At 33.2% G+C, this 25,406-nt stretch carries 20 protein-coding genes; 19 read left to right on the forward strand and 1 reads right to left on the reverse strand.

The annotated features are described in order from the left end of the window. Positions 1 to 88 precede the first annotated feature (88 nt). From NLG42_RS07980 to NLG42_RS08050, 15 genes are all read left to right on the forward strand, one after another. Positions 89 to 2,380, forward strand: coding sequence for an NADP-dependent malic enzyme (locus NLG42_RS07980; protein WP_257683438.1), 2,292 nt, complete (start codon positions 89 to 91; stop codon positions 2,378 to 2,380). A 78-nt stretch (positions 2,381 to 2,458) separates the two neighbouring features. Then, complete coding sequence (gene ruvA / locus NLG42_RS07985) at positions 2,459 to 3,040, forward strand: Holliday junction branch migration protein RuvA (RefSeq protein ID WP_257683439.1); 582 nt, start codon at positions 2,459 to 2,461, stop codon at positions 3,038 to 3,040. A gap of 24 nt (positions 3,041 to 3,064) precedes the next feature. After that, positions 3,065 to 10,267: a T9SS outer membrane translocon Sov/SprA gene (gene sov, locus NLG42_RS07990; protein WP_257683440.1), complete on the forward strand. Its 7,203-nt coding sequence runs from the start codon at positions 3,065 to 3,067 to the stop codon at positions 10,265 to 10,267. A gap of 85 nt (positions 10,268 to 10,352) precedes the next feature. After that, on the forward strand, positions 10,353 to 10,733 hold the full coding sequence (gene gcvH, locus NLG42_RS07995; protein WP_089054433.1) for a glycine cleavage system protein GcvH: 381 nt from the start codon (positions 10,353 to 10,355) through the stop codon (positions 10,731 to 10,733). Beyond that, positions 10,726 to 11,109, forward strand: coding sequence for a VanZ family protein (locus NLG42_RS08000; RefSeq protein WP_089059090.1), 384 nt, complete (start codon positions 10,726 to 10,728; stop codon positions 11,107 to 11,109). The genes gcvH and NLG42_RS08000 overlap by 8 nt, the downstream gene beginning before the upstream one ends. Positions 11,110 to 11,224: 115 nt before the next feature. After that, entirely contained in the window at positions 11,225 to 11,968 is a 744-nt protein-coding gene (deoC, locus tag NLG42_RS08005) for a deoxyribose-phosphate aldolase (protein ID WP_257683441.1), read from the forward strand. An 18-nt stretch (positions 11,969 to 11,986) separates the two neighbouring features. After that, a complete protein-coding gene (locus tag NLG42_RS08010; protein ID WP_257683442.1) occupies positions 11,987 to 14,101 on the forward strand; it encodes a gliding motility protein RemB in 2,115 nt (704 codons plus the stop codon). Positions 14,102 to 14,257: 156 nt separating this feature from the next. After that, positions 14,258 to 15,160, forward strand: coding sequence for a heme o synthase (gene cyoE, locus NLG42_RS08015; RefSeq protein WP_257683443.1), 903 nt, complete (start codon positions 14,258 to 14,260; stop codon positions 15,158 to 15,160). 6 nt (positions 15,161 to 15,166) lie between these two features. Then, positions 15,167 to 15,754 carry a cytochrome c oxidase subunit 3 gene (locus NLG42_RS08020; protein ID WP_257683444.1) on the forward strand — a complete coding sequence of 196 codons (588 nt, stop codon included), beginning with the start codon at positions 15,167 to 15,169 and terminating at the stop codon, positions 15,752 to 15,754. A gap of 42 nt (positions 15,755 to 15,796) precedes the next feature. Continuing rightward, entirely contained in the window at positions 15,797 to 16,783 is a 987-nt protein-coding gene (locus NLG42_RS08025; protein ID WP_089059095.1) for a cytochrome c oxidase subunit 3, read from the forward strand. A gap of 18 nt (positions 16,784 to 16,801) precedes the next feature. Further along, entirely contained in the window at positions 16,802 to 17,152 is a 351-nt protein-coding gene (locus NLG42_RS08030) for a cytochrome C oxidase subunit IV family protein (RefSeq protein ID WP_089054440.1), read from the forward strand. A gap of 78 nt (positions 17,153 to 17,230) precedes the next feature. After that, a complete protein-coding gene (locus NLG42_RS08035; RefSeq protein WP_089054441.1) occupies positions 17,231 to 17,887 on the forward strand; it encodes a hypothetical protein in 657 nt (218 codons plus the stop codon). Positions 17,888 to 17,899: 12 nt separating this feature from the next. Continuing rightward, a complete protein-coding gene (locus tag NLG42_RS08040; protein WP_099720287.1) occupies positions 17,900 to 18,589 on the forward strand; it encodes an SCO family protein in 690 nt (229 codons plus the stop codon). 2 nt (positions 18,590 to 18,591) lie between these two features. Continuing rightward, positions 18,592 to 19,134 carry a DUF420 domain-containing protein gene (locus NLG42_RS08045; RefSeq protein ID WP_089054443.1) on the forward strand — a complete coding sequence of 181 codons (543 nt, stop codon included), beginning with the start codon at positions 18,592 to 18,594 and terminating at the stop codon, positions 19,132 to 19,134. A 34-nt stretch (positions 19,135 to 19,168) separates the two neighbouring features. Then, positions 19,169 to 19,393 carry a hypothetical protein gene (locus NLG42_RS08050; protein WP_233207133.1) on the forward strand — a complete coding sequence of 75 codons (225 nt, stop codon included), beginning with the start codon at positions 19,169 to 19,171 and terminating at the stop codon, positions 19,391 to 19,393. 16 nt (positions 19,394 to 19,409) lie between these two features. Here NLG42_RS08050 and NLG42_RS08055 read toward each other — a convergent pair whose 3' ends face one another. Continuing rightward, positions 19,410 to 20,816, reverse strand: coding sequence for a DUF4403 family protein (locus NLG42_RS08055; protein WP_257683445.1), 1,407 nt, complete (start codon positions 20,814 to 20,816; stop codon positions 19,410 to 19,412). 177 nt (positions 20,817 to 20,993) lie between these two features. On the opposite strand from NLG42_RS08055, the gene NLG42_RS08060 reads away from it, so the two are divergent. From NLG42_RS08060 to NLG42_RS08075, 4 genes are read left to right on the forward strand one after another with little or no spacing between them, the layout of a single operon-like run. After that, positions 20,994 to 21,695: an ABC transporter ATP-binding protein gene (locus NLG42_RS08060; RefSeq protein WP_089059099.1), complete on the forward strand. Its 702-nt coding sequence runs from the start codon at positions 20,994 to 20,996 to the stop codon at positions 21,693 to 21,695. Then, on the forward strand, positions 21,688 to 22,932 hold the full coding sequence (locus tag NLG42_RS08065) for an ABC transporter permease (RefSeq protein WP_089059100.1): 1,245 nt from the start codon (positions 21,688 to 21,690) through the stop codon (positions 22,930 to 22,932). The genes NLG42_RS08060 and NLG42_RS08065 overlap by 8 nt, the downstream gene beginning before the upstream one ends. 2 nt (positions 22,933 to 22,934) lie before the next feature. Further along, complete coding sequence (locus NLG42_RS08070) at positions 22,935 to 24,200, forward strand: ABC transporter permease (protein ID WP_089059101.1); 1,266 nt, start codon at positions 22,935 to 22,937, stop codon at positions 24,198 to 24,200. Positions 24,201 to 24,238: 38 nt separating this feature from the next. Then, positions 24,239 to 25,354 carry an efflux RND transporter periplasmic adaptor subunit gene (locus tag NLG42_RS08075; protein WP_089059102.1) on the forward strand — a complete coding sequence of 372 codons (1,116 nt, stop codon included), beginning with the start codon at positions 24,239 to 24,241 and terminating at the stop codon, positions 25,352 to 25,354. The last annotated feature ends 52 nt before the right edge of the window (positions 25,355 to 25,406 follow it).

Genomic DNA, 25,406 nt, shown 5'->3' on the forward strand with positions numbered 1-25,406 from the left:
TTAACAATTTAACAAAAGAAAGTGGTAAAAACATACCTTTTTAAGCTAAGACTTATATCTTTGTAAGCTAGAATAAAAGCTAAAAAAAATGAACAAAGAGAGTAAAAAGAGAGAGGCATTACTGTACCACGCAGAGCCAACTCCAGGAAAAATTCAGGTAGTTCCAACAAAAAAATATGCAACCCAAAGAGACTTATCACTGGCTTATTCGCCGGGAGTTGCTGAGCCATGTTTAGAAATTGAAAAAAACATTGAAGACGTTTATAAGTATACAGCAAAAGGAAATTTAGTTGCTGTAATTTCAAACGGAACAGCTGTTTTAGGACTTGGTGATATTGGTCCAGAGGCATCAAAGCCAGTAATGGAAGGAAAAGGGTTGTTGTTTAAAATATTCTCTGATATAGACGTTTTTGATATCGAAGTAGATACTAAAAATGTTGAAGAATTTATTCAAACAGTAAAAAATATTGCTCCAACCTTTGGAGGAATCAATCTTGAAGATATTAAAGCGCCGGAGTCTTTCGAAATTGAAAGAAGATTAATAGAAGAATTAGACATTCCGGTAATGCATGATGATCAGCACGGAACTGCAATTATTTCTTCTGCAGCTTTAATCAATGCTCTTGAAATAGCAGGAAAAAAAGCCGAAGATGTAAAAATGGTTGTTTCTGGTGCAGGATCTGCTGCAATTGCTTGTACTGACCTATATGTTTTATTAGGAGTAAAAGTCGAAAACATTTTAATGTACAATAGTAAAGGACTTTTAACAAAAGATAATCCTGCGCTTTCAGAGTTACAATTAAAATATGCCGTTAACGGTCCTAAAATTGAATTAGCTGAAGCTGTAAAAGGAGCAGACGTTTTCATTGGATTATCTTCAGGAGATATTCTATCGTCAGAAATGTTATTGACAATGAAAGAAAATCCGATTGTTTTTGCAATGGCAAATCCAAATCCGGAAATCGATTATAATTTAGCTGTTCAAACGCGAAAAGACGTTATTATGGCTACAGGACGTTCAGACTTTCCTAACCAAGTAAATAATGTTTTAGGTTTCCCATATATTTTTAGAGGAGCATTAGATGTTCGTGCTACTAAAATTAACGAAGAAATGAAAATGGCGGCTGTAAAAGCCTTAGCTATTTTAGCAAAAGAACCAGTTCCAGAACAAGTTAACGTAGCTTATGGAGCAACAAAACTTGGTTTTGGTCAAGAATACATCATCCCTAAACCTTTTGATCCTAGATTAATTACTATTGTAGCGCCTGCTGTTGCTAAGGCTGCAATGGAATCTGGAGTAGCAAAAAATCCTATTACAGATTGGGCAGCTTATGAAGATGTACTTCGTGAGCGTATGGGGAACGATAATAAAATGGTACGTTTGATTACCAATCGTGCTAAATTAAATCCTAAACGAATTGTTTTTGCAGAAGCAGATCATTTAAATGTTCTAAAAGCAGCTCAAATTGTTTACGAAGATGGTATTGGTTCACCAGTATTATTAGGAAATAGAGAAGTAATTTTAGAATTAAAAGCTGAATTAGGCTTTGATGCTGATCTTGAAATTATTGATCCTAAAACCAGTGAAGAAGAAGCAAGAAGAAATAGATTTGCAAATTCTTATTGGGAAACTAGAGAACGAAGAGGTGTTTCATTGCTTGACGCTCAGAAATTTATGCGCGAAAGAAATTATTTTGCAGCAATGATGGTTAATGAAGGAGAAGCTGACGCAGTTGTTACAGGTTATTCAAGAAGTTATCCAAGTGTTGTAAAACCAATGCTTCAGTTAATAGAAAAAGCGCAAGGAGCATCACTAGTTGCCACTGCAAATATGATGCTTACATCTCGCGGACCAATGTTCTTGTCAGATACAGCAATAAATATCAATCCAAGTTCAGAAGATTTAGTGAACATTGCTATTATGACAGCTAAAACAGCAAAAATGTTTGGTGTTGAGCCTGTTATCGCAATGGTTTCTTATTCAAACTTTGGGTCATCTACAAGTCAAAGCGCTTCAAAAGTAAGAGAAGCAGTTGCTTATTTGCATAAAAATCATCCAGAAATGATTATTGATGGAGAAATTCAAGCAGATTTTGCTTTAAACCCAGATATGCTTAAAGAAAAATTTCCTTTCTCTAAGTTAGCAGGTAAAAAAGTTAATACACTTATTTTTCCTAATTTAGAGTCAGCAAATATTACATACAAATTGTTGAAAGAATTATATAAAGTTAATTCTATTGGGCCAATTATGATGGGAATGGGTAAACCAGTTCACATTTTTCAATTAGGAGCAAGTGTTGAAGAAATGGTCAACATGGCAGCAATTGCGGTAATTGACGCACAACAAAAAGAAAGTAAAAAAAACAAATTAGCAGAGTAGTACAATAAAGTAAGGATCAAATAATATTGTCTTAATTTTATTGCATTTTTGTTATATTTGATACTTATAAATAATACTATGATAGCACATTTGCAAGGGAAATTAGTTGAAAAAAATCCCACAGAAGTTGTAATTGATTGTGGTGGAGTGGGATACCATGTAAACATATCGTTGCATACCTTTTCATTAATTCCTAATGCTGATTTTATAAAATTGTATACGCATCTTCAAATCAAAGAAGATGCGCATACTTTATTTGGTTTTGTCGAAAAATCAGAGCGAGAAATATTTAGAATGCTTTTGTCTGTTTCAGGAATTGGAGCCAATATTGCAAGAACAATGTTGTCTTCTATTGAACCAAGACAAATTATTAATGCCATAGCATCGGGAGACGTTGGTGTTATTCAGTCTATAAAAGGAATTGGAAACAAAACTGCACAGCGCGTAATACTTGATTTAAAAGAAAAAGTGTTAAAGTTGTACAATTTAGATGAAGTTTCCGTTGTTCAAAACAATACAAATAGAGATGAAGCGTTATCTGCTTTGGAAGTTTTAGGATTTGTTAGAAAAACTTCAGAAAAAGTAGTCGAAAAGATTGTAAAAGAAGATCCGGAAGCTACCGTAGAAACGATTATTAAAAAAGCATTAAAAAGCTTATAAACCCAATCTTGATAAACGAATTGTATGCGTAAAATTTGTATTTTTTTGCTGGTTTTATTATGTGGTAACGTTTTGCGATCACAAGTAAATCCGGTGGCTCAAGATACAACCAAAACTCAGTTTTCTGTTGGAAAATTAGAGTTAGAAAATCCGCCTAGTATACTTTCAGCTTATCGATATGATCCAATTACAGATCGTTACATTTATACAAAATCAGTGGATGGTTTTTCCATTGATTATCCTCTTATTTTAACACCCAAAGAATACGAAGATTTAGTTTTAAAAGAATCTAGAAGAGATTATTTTAGAAAGAAATCCGATGCAATCGATGGGAAAAAGACAAATAGCGAAGCTGCCAAAAAAGATTTACTGCCTCGTTATTACATTAATTCAAGCCTTTTTGAAAGTGTATTCGGAAGTAACACTATCGATGTAAAACCTACCGGATCTGTCGAGATGGATTTGGGTATGCGTTACACAAAACAAGACAATCCTTCTTTCTCACCTCGTAATAGATCAAGTCTTACATTCGATTTTGATCAGCGAATCAGTATGAGTTTAATGGGTAAAGTAGGAACAAGATTAGAAGTAAATGCAAATTACGATACACAGTCAACATTTGCTTTTCAGAACTTGTTTAAACTGGCATACACACCATCAGAAGATGATATCATCCAAAAAGTAGAAGTTGGTAATGTCAGTATGCCGCTTAATAGTACTTTAATTCGTGGAGCCCAAAGTTTGTTCGGGGTTAAAACACAGCTGCAGTTTGGAAAAACAACTATTACAGGTGTTTTTTCAGAGCAAAAATCACAAACAAAAAGCGTTGTTGCCGAAAACGGAGGAACAGTTCAAAACTTTGATTTGTATGCTTTAGATTACGATAACGATCGACATTTTTTCTTATCTCAATACTTTAGAAATAAATACGATGGATCTTTAAGGAATTATCCAATTATTGATAGTCGTGTACAGATAACGAGATTAGAAGTTTGGGTAACCAACAAGCAAAACCGTGTAAGCACAAACAATAATAACTTAAGAAATATCATAGCGCTTCAAGATTTAGGTGAAGGTCAAATAAGTGGTATTCCAGATAATGAAGTTGTTGTAATAAGTTCTAGTACAGGATTCTTTAATAATCCTATAGATACACCAACAAATAACACCAATAATAAATATGATCCAGCAACCATTGGTCAAGCGGGAGCATATTTAAACTCTAACATTAGAGAAATCGTAACAGCAAAATCAGGATTTAATAATACCAATGTAAGTGAAGCCACTGATTATTCAGTATTAGAAAATGCTCGAAAATTAACAGCAGCAGAGTATACGTTTAATCCTCAATTAGGATATTTATCGTTACAGCAGCGTTTAGCCAACGATGAAATTTTAGCAGTAGCTTTCGAATATACAGTTGGTGGAAAAGTGTACCAAGTTGGAGAATTTGGAAGTGATGGTATTGACGGAACAGTGGTTACAGGAAACAATAATGGTAATCAAGCAATCATTACACAAAGTTTAGTTTTAAAAATGCTGAAAAGTAATTTGACAAACGTTAAGAATCCAGTTTGGAACTTAATGATGAAAAACGTTTATCAAATTCCACAGGCATATCAAATTAAACAAGATGATTTTAGGTTGAATATTCTTTATACAGACCCATCGCCTATAAACTACATTACACCAGTTCAAGGAACTACTTTTCCTCCAAATCCAGCACCAGATAATAAAGTGGAGCAAACGCCATTATTAAATGTTTTCAACTTAGATCGCTTAAACTACAATAATGATCCGCAAACAGGTGGAGATGGATTTTTTGATTACATTCCTGGGATAACAGTCGATGTTCAGAATGGGCGTGTAATTTTTACAACAAAAGAGCCTTTTGGAGAACTTATCTTTAAGAAATTACAAAACAGCACAGGAGAAACATATAACGATCCAACAACTTATAATGCCAATCAGCAAAAGTATGTTTTTAGAAATATGTATAAAAACACTCAGGCAGGAGCATTGCAAGACAGTGATAAAAATAAATTCTTATTAAGAGGAAAATATAAATCATCAGGAAGCAACGGAATACCTATTGGAGCATTTAATGTGCCTCAAGGATCTGTCGTTGTTACTGCAGCGGGACGAAGACTGGTTGAAGGGATCGATTATAGTGTCGATTACCAATTAGGAAGAGTGCAAATTTTAGATCCTTCACTTCAGGCATCAAACACACCAATAGAAGTTTCATTAGAAAATAATTCAATCTTCGGACAACAGACGAGAAGATTTATGGGATTCAATGTCGAGCATAAAATTTCAGATAAATTTGTAGTTGGAGGAACTTATTTAAAAATGACAGAAAGACCTTTTACTCAAAAATCAAGTTATGGTCAAGAGTCAGTAAATAATACCATTTTTGGTTTTAATGGAAATTACTCAACAGAAGTTCCGTTTTTGACAAGGTTAGCAAACAAACTGCCTAATATTGATACCGATGTGCCGTCGAATTTGTCTATACGAGGTGAAGTTGCATTTTTAAGACCAGATGCTCCAAAAGCAAGTGATTTTGAAGGAGAAGCAACTATCTACATTGATGATTTTGAAGGTTCACAGACTACAATCGATATGCGATCTGCTTATGCATGGAGTTTAGCATCAACACCATTTGTTAATTCTATAAACGATAATACATTTAATGCCAATTCTAATACTTTAGAATACGGTTATAAAAGAGCAAAATTATCTTGGTATACTATTGATCCAATTTTTTATTCCTCAAAACCATCTGGAATTTCAAATGATGATTTGTCTTTAAATACAACAAGAAGAATTTACAGCCGAGAATTATATCCAAATACCGATATTGCTCAAGGACAAATTCAAGTTGTTAATACGCTTGATTTAACATATTATCCATCAGATAGAGGACCTTATAATAATAATCCAAATTTTAGTTCAAGTAATCCATCATCAAATTTTGGAGGGATTATGCGAGCTTTAAACTCAACAAATTTTGAGCAAGGAAACGTTGAGTATATTCAGTTTTGGGTTCTAGATCCTTATGTTGGAAATGGAGAAACACCAGGAACTAATACAGGTAAAATATATTTCAATTTAGGAGAAATCTCTGAAGACGTTTTAAAAGACGGAAGAAAACAATATGAAAACGGATTAGGACCAGATCAGATAATGGTTAACCCTCAGCCGCTTTGGGGAGATGTTCCTGCGTCGCAATCTTTGATTTATGCTTTTGACACCAATCCAGATAACCGAAAAAATCAAGATGTTGGTTTAGATGGTCTGCCAAGTTCAAAAGAAGGTGCAATTTATACAAATTACGCAGGAGAAGCTGATCCAGCTGCAGATGATTATACCTATTACTTAAATACTGATGGCGGTGTTCTTGAACGTTACAAAAATTACAATGGAGTTGAAGGAAATTCAGCAGTAAGTATTAATGATCCAAATCGTGGTTCAACAACTCTTCCAGATGTTGAAGATATTAATCGTGATAATACCATGAGTACGATTAATGCTTATTATGAATATAGTATTGATGTTAAGCCAGGAATGCAGGTAGGACAAAATTATGTTACAGATATTAGAGAAGTAAGTAACGTCGAACTGCCAAACGGAGGGACAACTACAGCAAGATGGATTCAATTTAAAATTCCAGTTTCACAGCCGCAAAACACAATTGGTAATATTACAGATTTTAGATCTATTCGTTTCATGCGTATGTTCATGACCGGATTTAATAATCAGACAACTGTTCGTTTTGGAGCCTTAGATTTAGTAAGAGGTGAATGGAGAAGATATACAGGAACCCTTGATGCAAATGATCCAAATCCAGACGACGATGGAGTAGAGTTTGATGTAGCGGCAGTAAATATTCAAGAAAACGGAACCAAGTGTCCAGTAAATTATGTAATTCCACCAGGAGTTCGAAGAGAGCAGTTGTATAATAACAATACTGTTATCAATCAAAACGAGCAATCTTTGGCGGTACGAATTGGCGGTGTAGGTTTACAGTATCAAGATTCAAGAGCGGTTTTTAAAAACGTAAGTGTTGATATGCGTCAATACAAAAAACTTAAAATGTTTTTACATGCCGAATCTCTGCCAAATGAAAATACACTTGAAGATGATGAAATGGTTGGTTTCATTCGTTTTGGAAATGACTTTACACAAAACTTCTATCAAGTAGAAATTCCATTAAAAGTTACCAGAACTGGAGGTTCTTGTACGATAAGTCCAGACTTGGTTTGGATGGAAGAGAATAACATAGATTTAGCTCTTGATTTATTGACCAGTATGAAGATTAAAGCCATGTCTATTGATATCAATTCGGATAAGCGTGATATTAACGGAATCTATTATCCTGATGATGATTTATCAAGTGGAGGAGATGGTGACGGCAGATTGAAATTAGGTATAAAAGGAAATCCTAATTTTGGTTTGGTTCGAAATTTAATGGTTGGAGTAAAAAGCAGGGCCGATCATAAAGATATTAAAGGAGAAGTTTGGTTTAATGAACTTCGACTAGCAGATTTAGAGAACAAAGGCGGAATGGCAGCTATATTAAATGTTGATACTAATATGGCCGATTTTGCAACTGTATCTGCAACCGGTAGAAAAAGTACAATAGGTTTTGGATCTTTAGAACAAGGAGCAAACGAACGCAGCCGTGAAGACATACAGCAATATAATATTGTAACAAATTTAAATTTAGGAAAATTATTACCTCCAAAATGGGGAATCAATCTGCCGTTTAATTATGCAATCGGTGAGGAAGTGATTACGCCTGAATATGATCCTTTTAATCAGGATATTAAGTTGGATCAGTTAATAAGAGAAACGACTAATGAGGCTGAAAAAGACAATATTAGAACTCGTGCTGTAGATTATACAAAACGTAAAAGTATCAACTTTATTGGCGTTAGAAAAGATAGAGCTCCAGAACAGAAACCTCATGTTTATGATGTAGAGAATTTTACATTTTCTCAATCATACAATCAGGTTGAACGACACGATTATGAAGTTGAAAGTTATGAAGATGAACAGTCTAATACTGCCGTAAATTATGCGTATACATTTCAACCCAAAGAAGTAGTTCCGTTTAAGACTACAAAGTTCATGAAGAAAAGCGATTATTGGAAAATGTTAAGCGACATCAATTTTAATTATCTGCCGTCAAACATATCTTTTAATACTAATATTCTAAGACAAAGCAACCGCCAGCAGTATAGATTAGTCGAAGTTGAGGGTATTGGACTTGATCCTTTATACAGAAGAAATTTTGCCTTTAATTATCAATATGGTTTTGGTTTTAACCTAACAAAATCATTAAAACTAAACTATTCAGCAGCATCAAACAATATCGTTCGAAACTTCTTAAACGATGATAATTCTCCAAAAGAAGATTTTAATATTTGGGATGATTATTGGGATATTGGTACGCCAAATCAGCACGTTCAGCAGTTAATATTGAACTATGATATTCCAATCAATAAAATACCAATTTTTAGTTTTGTAAAAGCGAGTTATTCTTATACAGCAGATTACAGCTGGAATCGTGCTTCAACAGCATTTACGCAATACGAAGATTCTAGTGGTAATATATACGACTTAGGAAACACGATTCAAAACGCAAATTCTAATACACTTACTACAACCTTAAACATGAATATGTTGTATAAGTATTTAGGATTAACGCCAGGGGCAAAATCTCCAGCAAAACCTAAAACTGCAGTGCCGCCAAAACCAGGTGAGAAAATTGTAAATACAGCCAAACCAGTTGTAAGCAGTAATCCTTTTTATGATGGTTTAATCGGTGTGTTGACTAGTGTGAAAAATGTTCAAATTAATTACACCAAAAACAGCGGTACCGTTTTACCTGGATATACACCAAGTATTGGTTTCTTAGGAACATCTAAACCAAGTTTAGGATTTGTATTTGGAAGCCAAGATGATGTTCGTTATGAAGCTGCAAAAAATGGATGGCTTACAACTTATCAAGATTTCAATCAAAGCTTTACTCAAGTTACAAATAAGCTTTTAAAAGTTACAGCCAATATTGATTTGCTTCCTGACTTAAAAATTGATTTGTCTATGGATCGTGCCTATTCTGAAAATTCATCAGAGCAATTTAGTGTTGATCCAGCGACAAGAGAATATATGCCGTTGTCGCCTTACACTTACGGAATGTTTTCTATTTCGACAGTTTTGATAAAAACAGCTTTTTCGACTAGTAATGAAACACAGTCAGCAGCATTTGATGATTTTAGAAACAATCGTTTGATAATTGCAAACCGTTTGGCAGAAGAACATTATGGTGCGGGAGTTGAAATTCCGAGATATGGAGACGCAAATAATCCAATTCCAGCAGAAACAGATCCTAACTATAAAATATATCTTTCTAATCAAGGGTATCCTATTGGGTATACAAAAAGTAATCAAGCCGTTCTGTTGCCATCATTCTTAGCAGCATATACAGGCGGAGATGCTTCTGGTGCATCTACAGATATTTTTAGAAGTTTTCCAATTCCAAACTGGAGTATTAAATATAATGGATTAATGCGCTATAAATATTTTAAAGATAAATTCAAGCGTTTCTCATTACAGCATAATTACAGAGCATCTTATACTGTGAATCAGTTTAGATCTAATTTTGATTATAATGATCCTGCTAAGATACAAGACGTTAATACTAATTTCTATAATCAAATTATTATGTCTAATGTTAACTTAGTAGAGCAATTTAGTCCATTGATTCGAATGGATTTTGAATTGAAGAGTTCTTTGCGTGTGCTTTCTGAGATTAAAAAAGACAGAGCATTATCAATGAGTTTTGATAATAACTTATTGACAGAAGTTAGAGGAGTAGAATATATAGTTGGATTGGGGTATCGTTTTAAAGATGTTATTTTCTCGTCAAGATTAGCAGATTCTCCAACAGGAATTATTAAGAGTGATATAAATATTAAGGCCGATTTCTCATTTAGAAATAATGAAACATTAGTACGATATTTAGATTACGATAATAATCAACTTGCAGCAGGACAAAATATCTGGTCGTTAAAATTAACAGCAGATTATTCTTTTAGTAAAAACTTGACCGCAATATTTTATTACGATCATTCATTTTCAAAAGCTGTTATTTCAACATCATTTCCTTTAACAAATATTAGATCAGGGTTCACGCTTCGATATAATTTCGGAAATTAAATTTGAGTTTCTAAACAGGAATTTATTAGAAGATTATTACATTTGTTGCAGAATTATTAAATTATCAATTTTCAAACACACAATTATGAGCATACCAGCAAATTTAAAGTACACAAAAGATCACGAATGGGTTAGCATCGAAGGAGATGTTGCAACAGTAGGAATTACTCATTTCGCACAAAAAGAGTTAGGAGATATTGTGTATGTTGAAGTAGAAACTTTAGATCAAACACTTGATAAAGATGAGGTTTTTGGAACAGTTGAAGCTGTAAAAACAGTTTCAGATTTGTTTTTGCCTTTAACAGGAGAAATTATTGCTTTTAATGATAGTTTAGAAAGCGCTCCAGAAACAGTAAATTCTGATCCTTACGGAGCAGGATGGATGATTAAGATAAAAATTGCAGATGCTTCAGAAATAGAATCATTATTGTCTGATGAAGCATACAAACAATTAATAGGTGCCTAAACAAATCCTTTTAATCTGGGCGATTATTTGCTCGGGAATCATTGCGTACTTTTGTTTGATAGATTCGAGCAAAATACCAGTAGTCAATTTTCCGAGTATAGATAAAATCGTGCACTTTTGTTTTCATTTTGGTTTTACGATTTCGTGGATCTTTTTTTTCAAAAAGGAACTCAAAGGCAAAGAAGCAGATGATTACAAAGCCTATTTGATTTCGTTTATATTTTCTGTTTTTTTCGGAATTACAATCGAAATTTTGCAAAGTGTTCTAACAGTTACAAGAGCTTCAGATGTAACAGATATTTTAGCAAATGCATTAGGTGCAGTTGTGGCAGTTTTTTCAGCCATGATTTTCAAGAAACAGATTGACAAAATATAAGAATTTACTAACCCGCTTCGGTGGGTTTTTTATTGCTCAAAAATCAAGCTTTATAAAAGAGTATTTTTTGTGAATTTAAGTGTACTTTTGCGCCATTCTATTTAGCTTTAAAATTATGAATATCAAGCAATACCTAGATTCAACTTATTTAAAAACAGCTTCTCAAGCCGGACTTACGGAAGAAGAGAATACTATTGTCGTAAAAAAAGCAATTGAAGAAGCAATTCAAGAGAAGTTTAAACTAATTATGATTCGGCCGGATTTTGTGGCTATGGCCAAAGAAATGATCGTAAAAGCAAATTCAGCTTTGCTTGTTGGTACCGTAATAGATTTTCCTGAAGGGAAATCAAGTTTAGAAGTTAAAATAAAAGAAGCCAATGAAGCAATTGAAAATGGAGCCGATGATTTAGATTTTGTCTGTAACTACGAAGCTTTTAAAAATGGTGATACTGATTTAGTAAAAAGAGAAGTTTTAATAGGAACTCAAATTGGGCTGGCAAACAATAAAACAGTAAAATGGATTATAGAAGTTGCGGCTTTAAATGAAAAAGAAATTATTCAGCTTTCTTCACTTATAAAAAATGTAGTTGTATCCAATTTTAATGAAGAAGATTATGCATCAGTTTTTGTAAAATCTTCAACAGGGTTTTATAAAACGGAAAACGATCTGCCAAACGGCGCAACAGTTCCTACCGTAATTATAATGTTAGAAAACGCATCTCCATTGTCTGTAAAAGCTGCAGGCGGCGTTCGTTCTTATGAAGAAGCATTAGAAATGATTCGGTTAGGAGTTAAACGCATCGGAACTTCAGCAGCAAAAGTAATTGCAGACGGAGAAAGCACTACAAATCAGTATTAATTATAAGCCTAAATTTACGTGAACAAGATTTTTTCACTTGTTGTTATCTTTTTATATCCTTATTTTCTCTTCTCTCAAGAAACAAAAATAAAAACAGGTTTTTCCACAGAACAATTTCCAGTTTTTCCAAATTGTGAAAATCTTCAGTCTAAGAATCTTGAAAACTGCTTCTATAAAGAAGTACAGGATTTTGTATTTCATAATTTTAAAGTTCCTGAAAATCTTCAACAAAATAATTATAAAGGAGAAGTTAAAGTACTTTTTGAAGTTGATGCTAATGGCAGTTTTAAAGTAATTTATGTAAATGCGGCAAACGACTTATTGTCTAATGAAGTTAAGCGCGTTTTTGGTAAATTTCCTAAAATAAAACCTTCTACTTATAGTGGGAATCCAACTTATTCTAAATATACGATCTCTATTGATATACCTTTAAAAAGCGCAGATCAAATAGCTCAAGAAGCTTTGGCTGCAGCCGAGATTTTAAGGCCGGTTGAAAAACCCATGACAGAATTAGATAGTATTGTCTATAAAAAGTACAATATGCCTGAGTTTGAAAGTCATTTGAATGTGCCTTTTTCACACAGCTATTACGCGCAGTTTGATGGTGCTTTGAATCAAGTTGGGACTAATAATCATACAGCTTCAAAACCTTATACGTATACTGAAGTATCTAAATATTATAATCTGAAAGCAGTAAATCAATCCCTTCAAAAAAACGTTTCAACGTGGTTAGGAAGAAAGTTTTGGAACGAAAATATGGTTCAAATTCAAGGAGAAGATTATTGGCTGGCACTAAATCCAATTGTTGATTTGCAGATGGGGAAAGCCTCAGATATTGATGCTTCATATACTTATGTAAATACTCGTGCACTGAATTTTAGAGGAGGATTGGGGAAGCAAATTAACTTTACTACAACAGTTTTTGAAAGTCAAGGCCGATTTGCAGGTTATTTTAATGATTATGCCGAATCGATAAAACCATCAGGAGGGAATCCTGCAATCATTCCGGGAGTTGGAATTGCTAAAAGATTTAAAACCGATGCTTACGATTTTCCTTTGGCAGAAGCTAATATAACTTTTACACCAAGTAAGGTTTTTGATTTTCAGTTAGGTTATGGAAGAAATTTTATTGGAGATGGATATCGTTCTCTACTTGAAAGTGATGGAGCCAGCCCATATCCGTATTTTAAAATCAATACCACTTTCTGGAAGATAAAATACACCAATACTTATATGTGGCTTAAAGATGTTCGTCCAGATGTGACAGTCGAGAAAACGTATGCATCAAAATTTATGGCAAATCATTATTTAAGCTGGAATGTTTCAAACAAATTAAATTTAGGCTTTTTTGAGTCTGTGGTTTGGACAGATTCTAATAATAGAGGATTTGATGTTAACTTCGTAAATCCAATTATTTTTTATCGTACCGTTGAATTTACATCTTCGTCAAGAAGCGGAAATGCACTTTTAGGTATAACTTCAAAGTACAAATGGAATAATCAGATTAATTTATACGGGCAGTTTTTAATAGATGAATTTTCGGTGTCAGATGTAAAAGCGGCTAATAAAAGCTGGAAGAATAAATTTGGATATCAAATTGGGGCGAAATATTATGATGCATTTAAAGTAAAAGATTTGCTTTTACAGTTAGAATATAATCATGTTCGACCTTACGTGTACTCACACAGCGCTGTAATTACAAACTACGGACACAATAATCAAAGTATTGGACATCAATGGGGAGGTAATTTTGAAGAACTTGTGGCAATTGCACGTTATCATAAAGGACGTATTTTTGCAGATGCAAAAATCACAACCGGTACAAGAGGTTTAGATTTTGATACTGCACAAGATAGTTACAATTATGGCGGAAATATTTATAAAAGCTATGATGAAAAAAGACCATATAATACGGGCGTAAAAGTGGGACAGGGAAATAAAACAAGTGTTTTTATTACCGATATTCAAGGTGGTTATTTAATAAATCCTATTACTAATCTAAAGCTTTTTGGAAATTTTATTTATAGAAACTTTGATCCAACAAAAGAGACTGCGTCAACTTTTAAGCAAAGTACTACTTGGTTTACGATAGGATTACGCTCTGATATTTTTAATTGGTACTTCGATTATTAGAATTTTTAATAAGATTTTTCGAAGTAATTGTGTTAAAGAATTGAAACTTCTCGATTTGGGACAGTTTTATTGAAAAAAATCTAAATTTATAGTTCCAAATTCTACAATCAAATTTGTACATTTGCACCACTCAAAAAAAATACAAACACTACGGTATTGAACGCTTCAAAAAAAACATTTTCAATAAAAGCAATATTTCAGGATTTCAAAGAGATTACTAAAGCAGGTTTGGCTATTAGTGTTTTGTTCTCTTCAATTGCTGGATATTTATTAGGTGTAAATGATGAGCACCCTTTTGAATGGAGTGTTTTGGCGGTTTTGGCAATTGGGGGTTATTGTATGGTTGGAGCATCAAATGCTTTTAATCAAGTAATCGAAAAAGATATTGATTCTTTAATGGATCGTACAAAAAATCGTCCAGTTTCTTCAGGACGTATGTCGCCAACAACAGCGTTGGTTGTTGCCAGTTTACTTACCATTATTGGTATTTCATTGCTTTATACAATAAATGCGAAGTCAGCAATGTTTGCTGCAATTTCAATATTTCTATACGCAAGTATTTATACACCATTAAAAACAGTAACTTCACTGTCTGTATTTGTAGGTGCATTTCCTGGAGCAATTCCTTTTATGTTAGGCTGGGTTGCTGCGACAGGAGAATTTGGTATAGAAGCAGGTACATTGTTTTTAATTCAGTTTTTCTGGCAGTTTCCTCATTTTTGGGCAATTGGCTGGTTTTTATATGAAGATTACGAAAAAGCAGGAATCTTTATGCTTCCAACTGGAAAAAAGGATAAAGGAACAGCTCTGCAGGTTATTTTGTATACAGTTTGGCTTATTATTGCTTCATTATTACCAGTTTTAGGATATACAGGGCAATTGTTTATTTCGCCAATTGCTGCAGTTCTAGTGTTTTTATTAGGCTTATGGATGTTATTCTTTGCTGTTCGTTTGTATCAGCTTCGAACTGCAAAAGCGGCAAGAACATTAATGTTAGTTAGTGTGTCTTATATTTCGCTGTTGCAGATAGTATATATAGTAGATAAATTTTTAAGATAGTTATTTATGGAAATGACAATGACAAAAGGAGAAGAGCAAGTAAGAAGAGCAAAATCAGCTAAGTTGATTTTGTTGTTCGCAATGGTTAGTATGACCATGATGTTTGCAGGACTTACAAGTGCATTTGTAGTGAGTAAGTCAAGAGCTGACTGGTTGAAGAATTTTGAATTGCCAACAGCTTTTTATTATAGTACAGCAGTTATTATTGGTTGTAGTGTTACTTTTTATTTGGCTAAAAAAGCCATTCAAAAAGGAAATAGAAGCGCAACTACTGCTTTTTTATTAGGAACATTAGCTTTAGGAATCTTGTTTGTTGTGCTGCAGTTTGCTGGTTTTGGACAAATCGTTCAAAACGGGTATTATTTTACTGGAGAAGGTAGCTCAATTACTACAACTTTTTTGTATGTAGTAACCGTTACACACTTATTACACTTGGCAGGAGGGCTAATTTCACTTTTAATTATAATTTATAATCATTTTAAACAAAAATACAATTCGACTCAAACTCTTGGAATAGAACTAGGTGCGATGTATTGGCACTTTTTGGATTTATTATGGTTGTATTTATTTTTATTTTTATATTTCTTTAAATAAGAAAAAAACGTAAATTTGGGAACTTTTTAACGAATATCTTTTATGGGAGCGACAGTTACTACTGCAAACAACGACGAAAAAACTTGGGGAGGCGGTCATGAGATTCAGCCACTAGGAGCAAGTTATGGTAAAATGATGATGTGGTTTTTTATCGTATCAGATGCCTTGACATTTTCTGGATTTTTAGGAGCCTATGGTTTTTCTAGATTTAAATTTATTGAAACCTGGCCATTGGCTGATGATGTGTTTACTCACTTTCCTTTTATGCATGGTGTTTCGGCTCCAATGTATTATGTAGCCTTAATGACTTTTATTTTGATTTTTTCATCTGTAACAATGGTTTTGGCTGTTGATGCAGGTCATCAATTAAAGAAAACAAAAGTTGCAATTTACATGTTCTTAACAATTATTGGAGGTTTAATCTTCGTGGGCTCACAAGCTTGGGAGTGGAAAAACTTCATTAAAGGTGAGTACGGTGCAGTTGAAACAGTAGGTGGAAGTTTGTTACAGTTTGTTGACAAAGATGGTAAAAGAGTTGCTCTTGCAGATTTTGCTGTAAAACTACCAGAACAAAGAGAAGCTTTGACAAGAAATAAAACAACTTGGTTTATGGAAGATGCTCATGCATTGCCATCTTACACAGTTGCCGAAGTTCAAGCAGGATTTAAAGCACATCCTGAATTATTGATCAGAACAGAAAAGCTTACTGAGAAAAAGAAGAAAACTGTTCTAGATAGAGCAGAATCTGAAGCTCATTTAGCAAATGCAAAATATGTAGTAGAAGGTGCAAACTTGATTAGAAACGAGTACGGAAACAAATTATTTGCTGATTTCTTCTTCTTTATTACAGGTTTTCACGGATTCCACGTATTTTCGGGAGTAATTATTAATATCATTATTTTCTTTAATGTATTATTAGGAACTTACGAGAAAAGAAGAAGCTACGAAATGGTAGAGAAAGTTGGTTTATACTGGCACTTTGTAGATTTAGTTTGGGTATTCGTATTTACAGTTTTCTACTTAGTTTAATTTTAGATTTTAATTATTATGTCACACGAGCACGTATCAAATACAAAGAGAATCTGGTTTGTTTTCGCATTACTATCAGTAGTAACTACAGTAGAAGTTATTCTAGGTATTTTAAAACCAGAATCATTAGAACTTACTCATTTTGTTGGTTTGAATTTATTAAACTGGATATTTTATATCTTAACTATTTTCAAAGCATATTATATAGTATGGGCATTTATGCACATGGAAGGTGAAAAGAGCAACCTTAGATGGTCTGTTGTGTCGCCGGTTATATTCCTAGTTTTATATTTATTGTTTATTCTATTAACAGAAGGACATTATATTTATGGGGTTTTTAAAGATTCTACTATTAAATGGAATTTTTAACATGATATTAATTCGAAAAGAAGCTCCGTTTTGCGGAGCTTTTTTTATTTTTGTACCTCAATAACTTCTGTTAATACAATGAAAAAAAATATAGTTCTTTTTGTACTTTTTGTTTTGCCGATTGTAGCCTATTTGTTTTTTGCTTCAGGCGTAAATAGTTTTACAACACTTCCGGTAATTACACCAAAGATTGCTGATTTTGGAGATTGGAAATCTTTAGACGGCAAAAAAGTTTCTCTCGATAAAAAAATTACGGTTTTAGGATTTTCGGGTTCTGATATTTTAAGTAACAGAGGAAATTATTTTAATCTCAACGAAAAAATATACAAACGTTATTATGGCTTTGAAGATCTTCAATTCGTAGTAGTCTGTCCAGAAGGTACAGAAGAAGAAGCTCAAAAAGTACTTGACGCACTTAAGCCTTTTACAGATGTTAAAGGGTGGAATTTTATCTTTGCTCCACCTGCTGAAATTGAAACTTTTTACAATCAGTTGCATTTAAAAGGAAAACTAGATAAAAACCTTGGAACTCCAAATGTTTACATTATAGATAAAGAGAGAAATCTAAGAGGACGTAAAGGCGGTGACAAAGATAAAAAGGACGAGTACAAGGAAGGCTATAATACTTTTCATCCATCAGAATTGAGTAATGAAATGCTGGATGATTTTAAAATTATTTTGTACGAATACCGTGCAGCATTAAAAAAGAATCATAACGCTACTAAACAACTTTAAATTCATTATATAATGTTCAAAAATAAATCATACATAGGAATTTCATTTATTATTCTAATTTTTGGAATTTATGCAGTTCCTAAAATAGTAGATAGAATTAAGAATGGTGAAGTTGTAAAAGGAAACCGTTTGGATAATGTTGGGTTGAAAAATTCTAAAGCAGATGGGAAATTAATAACCATTGGCCCAGCACCAAAATTCGAATTGACTAATCAAGACAATGTTAAAATATCTAACGCTGATTACAAAGGGAAAGTTTATGTATTAGAATTTTTCTTTACAACCTGCCCGTCAATCTGTCCAAAAATGAATTTAAGCATGTTGGAGATTGAGAAAACATTCTTTGGTAATCCAAACTTCGGAATTGTTTCCATTACTATCGATCCAGCTCATGATACACCGAAAGTTTTAAAAGATCATGCAAAACTATTGGGAGTGAAATCATCAACTTGGAATTTTCTAACTGGAGATAAAAATACAATTATGGATTTATCTAATAAGGGATTTAATCTTTATGCAGGAGAAAATGAAAAAGTAAGCGGTGGTTTTGAGCATTCAGGTTTATTTGCTTTAATAGATAAAGACGGAAACATTCGCTGCAGAAAAGACGAATACGGTAACCCAAGTATTTATTATGACGGGTTAGATAAAAAAGGAGTTAGAGAAATTCAACAAGATATTAAAATATTATTAGAAGAGTAAAAATGGAAGATCAGTCTTTAGAAAAAAAGTTTAGCAAATTTATTATTGCCGTTTCGATTGTGATACCAGTGGTTGTTGCGATTTTGTTCGGAATCAAATTAAAAGATTTTGGAATTAATGTAGAGCCGCTTTCTTTTTTGCCTCCTATATATGCTACAACAAATGGTATTACAGCAATTGTTTTAGTTTGGGCAGTAATTGCCGTTAAAAACGGAAAACGAAAGCTGCACGAAAGATTAATGACTCTTGCGATTGGCTTGTCAGTTGCTTTTTTAGTGATGTATGTGGCGTATCATATGACGGCAGATTCCACTAAGTTTGGTGGAGAAGGGATTGTACGTTATGTATACTTCTTTATTTTGTTAACTCATATTTTATTGTCAATCGCAATAATTCCATTAGTATTAATTACTTATGTAAGAGCACTTGCAAAACGATTTGATAAACACAAAAAAATAGCTAAAATTACTTTTCCGCTTTGGTTGTATGTTGCGGTTACAGGTGTTGTAGTTTACTTAATGATTTCTCCTTACTATGCTAATTAAAAACAAAAATAAGTTTCAAGTTTCAAGTTTCAGGATGCAGAGAATATCTTTTATAATCTTGTTATTCTTTGTTGGAGTTGTTGCAAATGCCCAATGTGCAATGTGTCGAGCGGCACTTGGCGGTGATTCAAATGTAAAAAAAGCGGAAGCAGTAAATGATGGAATCGTTTATTTAATGGTTATTCCGTATTTACTTGTAGGTATAATTGGGTATCTTATTTATAGGATGTACCAATCTAAAAAGAAAAAGGCAGAATAATTATTCTGCCTTTTTTTTATTTCAATCCGTTAACCGATACATTAACCGTTCCGTTGATTTTTATAAAAGCAATGATGGCTTGATTCGTCAGCTGTATTTTATCAAACTGAATATCTTCCATTTTTCCATTTACAAAAACGCCTGGCATTGGTGAATAGTTTTTAAGATAAGCTGCCATGTTTTTTTTGCCTTCTTCTAAATTTGGCTGTATAGAATAACGACAGCTTTGTTCCATTTTTTTAATTACATATCCTTGTGCGAGCCAGCTTGCAGTTCTCATTAACTTGCTTTTGGTGTCTAGAACGTAATCAAGTTTGTCGAAATAGATTTCTTTAGTCTGAGGATTGTATTGTGGAAATCCATTCAAATAAAGCGTTCCATTTATAGAACCTAAAACATCTAGAGCGATTACCATTTTTCCGTCTTTATGCCATATAGTAACATTTTTAACCGTTATTTTTTTGCTTCCAGAACCAAACTCTTGTCCGGCAAAATTCTTAGTCATAATTTTTGAAGCATCTACATAGCTCGAAATCGCAGCAATATTTGCAGAAATCTGATTCGGAATTTTTGTAACTGGCTTTAAAATAATTTTATTAGCATTGAATTTAGATTCTGGTTGTTTGCCTACAATAGTTTCCATATTGCATTTCATTCCCATATCCATTAAAAAAGAGTCATTTTTAAGCTTTGCATTAGTCGAGTAAATTTCGACAGGAACGATTCTCAGCCAGCTTTCATAAGTGTCACTCATTTGAAATGGTGTACAGATTTTTTCTAAAGCAGATAAAACATTAGGTTTAAAATCCATAGACTTTTCAATTGCGTCATCTATTTTGCGTTCCAATTTAGATTTGAAGATGGAGATTGCTGGATTTATTAAATAAGTAATAGGCATATTTTTCCCAAAAACACTCATTGTAGGACTTTCGTTCCAATCAAGTGATTTGAATTCTGTTTTGGTGTTTAACTTCCAATTTGTCAAAGCAGCTTCGCTAGATAGAGTAATTACGCCATTTAAATTGAACTCACGTGTATCATAAAGATCAACTCCTAGTTTCTTGGTTCCAATTCGGTATTTTATATTAGCTTTTAATGGCAGAATTGTTTTAATTTTTTTATCTGGATTAGCCGGATCATTTTGAATTTTTATGGGTGCCAGTTTCCAAATTTTCATTTCAATATCATCATCTTCGATGTTGTTGTCCTCATAAATTAATCCCGTTAAGAGAGCATTTGTCTGACTTTCAATATCAGTAAGTTTTACCGTTATTGGTAAGTTTATAAAAGATGGGTTTGCATCATAAACCAATGGGCTTGCGTCATCTGGCTCAGGTTTTAGCGTTTCAAGTTTTTGAGTCGTTGAACAGCTGGAAATTACTGTAAATGCTGTAAATAGTGATAACCTTAAAAGAAATTTCATTTGTATTAAATTTTTAAAGTGCAACAAAATTAAGAAAACAATTAAATTATCTTAAAAAAGTGTAACAATTGGTTAAGATCGCCGTCTTATTTAGATATGGAAACGAAATTATTAACGTTTTGTTATCATAAATTACTTATAAAAAATATTATTATTGTTTAAAAATTTAACAATACCATGATCGAGATCAAAGATTTACACAAATCCTATAAAATGGGAAGTTCGGAATTGCATGTGTTAAAAGGGATAAATTTTAATATAGCCGAAGGGGAATTAGTTGCGATTATGGGATCATCAGGATCTGGTAAATCTACTCTTCTTAATATTTTAGGAATTCTAGATGAAGCTGATTCTGGTAGTTATATTTTAGACAATACTCCAATTAAGAAGTTAAACGAAACTTTGGCTTCAAAATATCGCAATAAGTTTTTAGGTTTTGTATTTCAATCCTTTAATTTAATAAACTACAAATCAGCTCTTGATAATGTTGCAATGCCTTTATACTACCAAGGTGTAAAAAGAAAAGAGCGTTATGATATTGCTTTAAAATATCTTGAGAAAGTGGGTCTGGGCTCGCATTCTCATCATTTACCTAACGAACTTTCGGGAGGACAAAAACAACGTGTTGCGATTGCAAGAGCATTGGCCTCAAATCCTAAAGTTTTATTGGCCGATGAACCTACAGGTGCGCTGGATACTAAAACTTCTTATGAGGTTATGGAGCTTATTCAGGGAATTAACGACGAAGGAAAAACTATTTTGATCGTTACGCACGAACCAGATATTGCCGCTATGTGCAAAAGAAACGTTGTCCTGAAAGACGGATTAATTATCGATGATAAATTAGTAGAACAAGTTAGAGCTTCATCTTATGTTTAATATTGAGCGTTGGCAAGAAATATTTGAGGCAATTTCCAAGAATCGGCTGCGAACATTCTTAACAGGAGTTTCAGTTGCTTCGGGAATATTTATTTTGGTGATTTTGCTAGGTGCTGGTAAAGGTCTTCAAAATGGTATTGAAAAACAATTTGAGCGCGATGCTGCGGGTATTGTTGAAGTTTGGTCTGGTACAACAACAAAGGAGTATAAAGGACTTAATCCAGGGAGACAAATTCAGTTTCGAAATAGTGATTTTAATCAATCCGTTCAAAAGTTTGAAGATAAATTAGATTTGAGAGCCTCAACGCAGAATTATTGGGGAGCACCTTTTTCTTACGGGAAAGAATCAGGAAATTATCAATATAGAGGAGTGGATCCAGATTATGGGGGAATTGAAAATCTTACGATAGTTCAGGGGCGATATGTAAATGCTAAAGATTTACAGAACAATGAAAAAGTCGCTGTTATCGGAATGAAATTAAAAACAGATTTGTTTAAAGACAAGGAGGCTCTTGGAAAAGAAATTTCTATTAATAAAATTAATTTTAAAGTAGTTGGAATCTTTACTGATCCAGGAGGAGAAAGAGAAGAGACAAGAGCTTATCTGCCATTGAGTACCGTACAAAGGACTTTTGGAGCCGGAGATAAAATCAGTAATTTGTTTTTTACTTTAAAAAAGACAAGTGATTATGATGAAGCCTTAGCGCAGTCTGAAAAATTTACTCAGGATTTAAAAGATTTATTGAAGAGTAAAAATATAGTTGCACCAGATGATGACGGTGGAGTTGGAGTTTATAATTCTGTTAAAGATGCAAAACAGTTTTATGATTTAAATTTATACATCAGATTGTTTTTCTGGTGGGTTGGTATCTGTACTATTATTGCCGGCGTTGTTGGTGTTAGTAATATTATGCTGATTATTGTAAAAGAAAGAACAAAAGAAATTGGAATTAGAAAAGCGTTAGGTGCATCTCCATTTTCTATTATTACAATGATTCTTCACGAATCTATATTTATTACCACAATTGCTGGTTTTGTCGGGCTGCTTGCAAGTTTGTTATTGTTGGAATTTGTTGGGCCGATGGTGCAGAGTGAATATTTTCAGAATCCTGAGGTAGATTTCAGTGTAGCATTAACGACACTTGCACTGCTTGTATTTGCGGGAGCACTTGCTGGATTTTTTCCAGCATACAGAGCAGCCAAAATTAAACCTATTGTAGCACTTAGAGACGAATAATTATGTTTAAGAAAGATAATTGGGACGAGATTTTACAGGCCTTAACGGCGAATCCTTTCAGAACGATTCTGACGGCTTTTGGTGTTTTTTGGGGAATTTTTATTCTAGTAATTCTACTTGCGGCAGGTAATGGCTTGGAGAATGGAATTAAAAAAGGATTTGACGGAATTGCTACTAATACCATGTTTATGTGGAGTCAGACGACTTCAAAAGCATATAAAGGACTTCCGAAGATACGTCGTTATGATTTTAGAAATAGTGATGTGACAGCCTTAAAAGCGGCATTGCCTGACTTATTGTATGTTTCTCCAAGGAATCAATTAGGAGATTTTAACGGAACAAATAATGTAGTTCGCGGTACAAAAACGTCAGCATTTACTGTATACGGAGATTATCCAGAGCTGATTAAACAGCAGCCGATGGATATTATAAAAGGAAGATTTGTAAATCAGCAAGATATTCAGGAAAGAAGAAAAGTTGCGGTAATTGGTAAAGGAGTTATCAGCGAACTTTATGGTAAAGAAGAGGAATGCATTGGAACTTATGTAAAAATTAATGGCATAAACTTTATGGTTGTCGGCGTTTATAATTCTAAACAGCAAGGAGGAAATGCAGAACAGGAACAAAAAAATATTTTTATTCCTTTTACCACTTTTCAGCAAGCCTTTAATTTTGGAGATAAAGTAGGTTGGATGGCTATTACTGCAAAGGATGAAACCTCGATTACGTCATTGAAACCAAAAATTCTAGAATTAATTAAAGCGCTTCATTCTGTAAATCCAGCTGATGATAGAGCTGTTGGGAATTTTGATTTGTACGAACAATTTAATAAAGTACAGAGTTTGTTTAATATTTTGAAAATCATTGCCTATTTCGTTGGAACTTTGGTTTTGATTTCTGGTGTTATCGGAATTTCAAATATTATGCTAATTGTGGTTAAAGAACGAACGAAAGAAATTGGAATTAGAAGAGCGTTGGGAGCGACACCAGCCGCTATTCGTGGTCAAATTTTAGCTGAATCTATATTTTTAACTATTATTTCAGGTATGTTGGGCATAGCCGTCGCAACTGGAATTATTGCAATTTTAAATATGGTTTTAGATTCTATGCCTCCGGGCAGTAATACTATGTTTGCAAATCCAAGTGTCGATCTAGGAGTTGTGTTTGTTGCCCTGCTGATACTAGTAGGTTCAGGTTTGCTTGCGGGTTTTATTCCTGCGCAAACAGCTATTAATGTGAAGCCGGTGGATGCTTTACGAACAGAATAAATTATCAATCAAAAATAATCGATTAAACCAAAAACAAAATGAAAAAAGGATTTACCGTAACAATTTTAATTTTAATTGCCGTAGTTTTTTTTGGTGCACTTTACTATTTGTACGCAAAGAATCAAGAGCCGCCTATAGTATTTAAAACGGAGAAGGCAGAAATTAAAACAATTGTAAAAAATACAATTGCGACTGGGAATATTCAACCTGATGAAGAAGTCTTAATCAAACCAAACATTTCAGGTATTATTGAAGAAGTTTATATCAAAGCAGGAGAAAAAATCAAAGCAGGCGACATGATTGCAAAAATTAGAGTCGTTGCCAATGTGTCTAATGTAAGCAGTACTCAAAATCAAGTGCAAACAGCAAAAATTGCATTAGATAATCAAGAGAAAATTTATCAAAGACAAAAAACACTTTTTGCTAAAGATGTAATTTCTGCTAATGATTTTGATGCAGCGCAATTGGCTTACAAACAAGCGAAGCAAAACTATTTAGCTGCAAAACAAAGTTTAGATATTGTTAAAACAGGAACAACAACATCATTAGGAAACTATGCAAATACCTTAATTCGTTCAACTGTAAACGGAATGGTTTTAGCAGTTCCTGTAAAAGTAGGAAATCAGGTTATTGAAAGTAATAACTTTAACGAAGGTACTACGATTGCCAGTGTTGCAGATGTTGGAAGAATGATTTTTATTGGAAAAATTGATGAATCTGAAGTAGGTAAAATTAAAGAGAAAATGCCTATCGAAATTACAGTTGGAGCAATTGAAAACAAAAAATTTGAAGCAGTTCTTACTGATATAGCGCCAAAAGGAGTAACAGAAAATGGAGCAATTCAGTTTGAAATTAAAGCCAAATTAGAAAACAATGAAGGTACTTTTATCAGAGCTGGTTTAAGTGCTAATGCGTCTATTATTCTTGAAAAAGCTGATAAAGTTATGGCTATAAAAGAGTCATTGGTTCAGTTTGACAAAAAAACACAAAAACCATATGTTGAAGTAGAAACGGCTCCTAAAAAATTTGAAAGAAGAGATTTAGTTTTAGGAGTAAGCGATGGAATTTATGTTCAGGTTAAAAGCGGAATTAAAAACACAGATAATATTAAAATCTGGAACCAAGGTTTAATCAGCGAAGGCGAGAAAAAATAGATTGAAATTATAAGAAGTTTTTTGGTTTTAAAAAATGTTAAATATGCTCAGC

This window comes from Flavobacterium plurextorum, assembly GCF_024638035.1.
GTDB lineage: Bacteria > Bacteroidota > Bacteroidia > Flavobacteriales > Flavobacteriaceae > Flavobacterium > Flavobacterium plurextorum.

Coding starts and splice junctions, on each gene's coding strand:
- NLG42_RS07980 (WP_257683438.1), top strand. CDS start 89: ATGAACAAAGAGAGTAAAAAGAGAGAGGCATTACTGTACCACGCAGAG.
- ruvA (WP_257683439.1), top strand. CDS start 2,459: ATGATAGCACATTTGCAAGGGAAATTAGTTGAAAAAAATCCCACAGAA.
- sov (WP_257683440.1), top strand. CDS start 3,065: ATGCGTAAAATTTGTATTTTTTTGCTGGTTTTATTATGTGGTAACGTT.
- gcvH (WP_089054433.1), top strand. CDS start 10,353: ATGAGCATACCAGCAAATTTAAAGTACACAAAAGATCACGAATGGGTT.
- deoC (WP_257683441.1), top strand. CDS start 11,225: ATGAATATCAAGCAATACCTAGATTCAACTTATTTAAAAACAGCTTCT.
- NLG42_RS08020 (WP_257683444.1), top strand. CDS start 15,167: ATGGAAATGACAATGACAAAAGGAGAAGAGCAAGTAAGAAGAGCAAAA.
- NLG42_RS08025 (WP_089059095.1), top strand. CDS start 15,797: ATGGGAGCGACAGTTACTACTGCAAACAACGACGAAAAAACTTGGGGA.
- NLG42_RS08030 (WP_089054440.1), top strand. CDS start 16,802: ATGTCACACGAGCACGTATCAAATACAAAGAGAATCTGGTTTGTTTTC.
- NLG42_RS08035 (WP_089054441.1), top strand. CDS start 17,231: ATGAAAAAAAATATAGTTCTTTTTGTACTTTTTGTTTTGCCGATTGTA.
- NLG42_RS08040 (WP_099720287.1), top strand. CDS start 17,900: ATGTTCAAAAATAAATCATACATAGGAATTTCATTTATTATTCTAATT.
- NLG42_RS08045 (WP_089054443.1), top strand. CDS start 18,592: ATGGAAGATCAGTCTTTAGAAAAAAAGTTTAGCAAATTTATTATTGCC.
- NLG42_RS08050 (WP_233207133.1), top strand. CDS start 19,169: ATGCAGAGAATATCTTTTATAATCTTGTTATTCTTTGTTGGAGTTGTT.
- NLG42_RS08055 (WP_257683445.1), bottom strand. CDS start 20,816: ATGAAATTTCTTTTAAGGTTATCACTATTTACAGCATTTACAGTAATT.
- NLG42_RS08060 (WP_089059099.1), top strand. CDS start 20,994: ATGATCGAGATCAAAGATTTACACAAATCCTATAAAATGGGAAGTTCG.
- NLG42_RS08065 (WP_089059100.1), top strand. CDS start 21,688: ATGTTTAATATTGAGCGTTGGCAAGAAATATTTGAGGCAATTTCCAAG.
- NLG42_RS08070 (WP_089059101.1), top strand. CDS start 22,935: ATGTTTAAGAAAGATAATTGGGACGAGATTTTACAGGCCTTAACGGCG.
- NLG42_RS08075 (WP_089059102.1), top strand. CDS start 24,239: ATGAAAAAAGGATTTACCGTAACAATTTTAATTTTAATTGCCGTAGTT.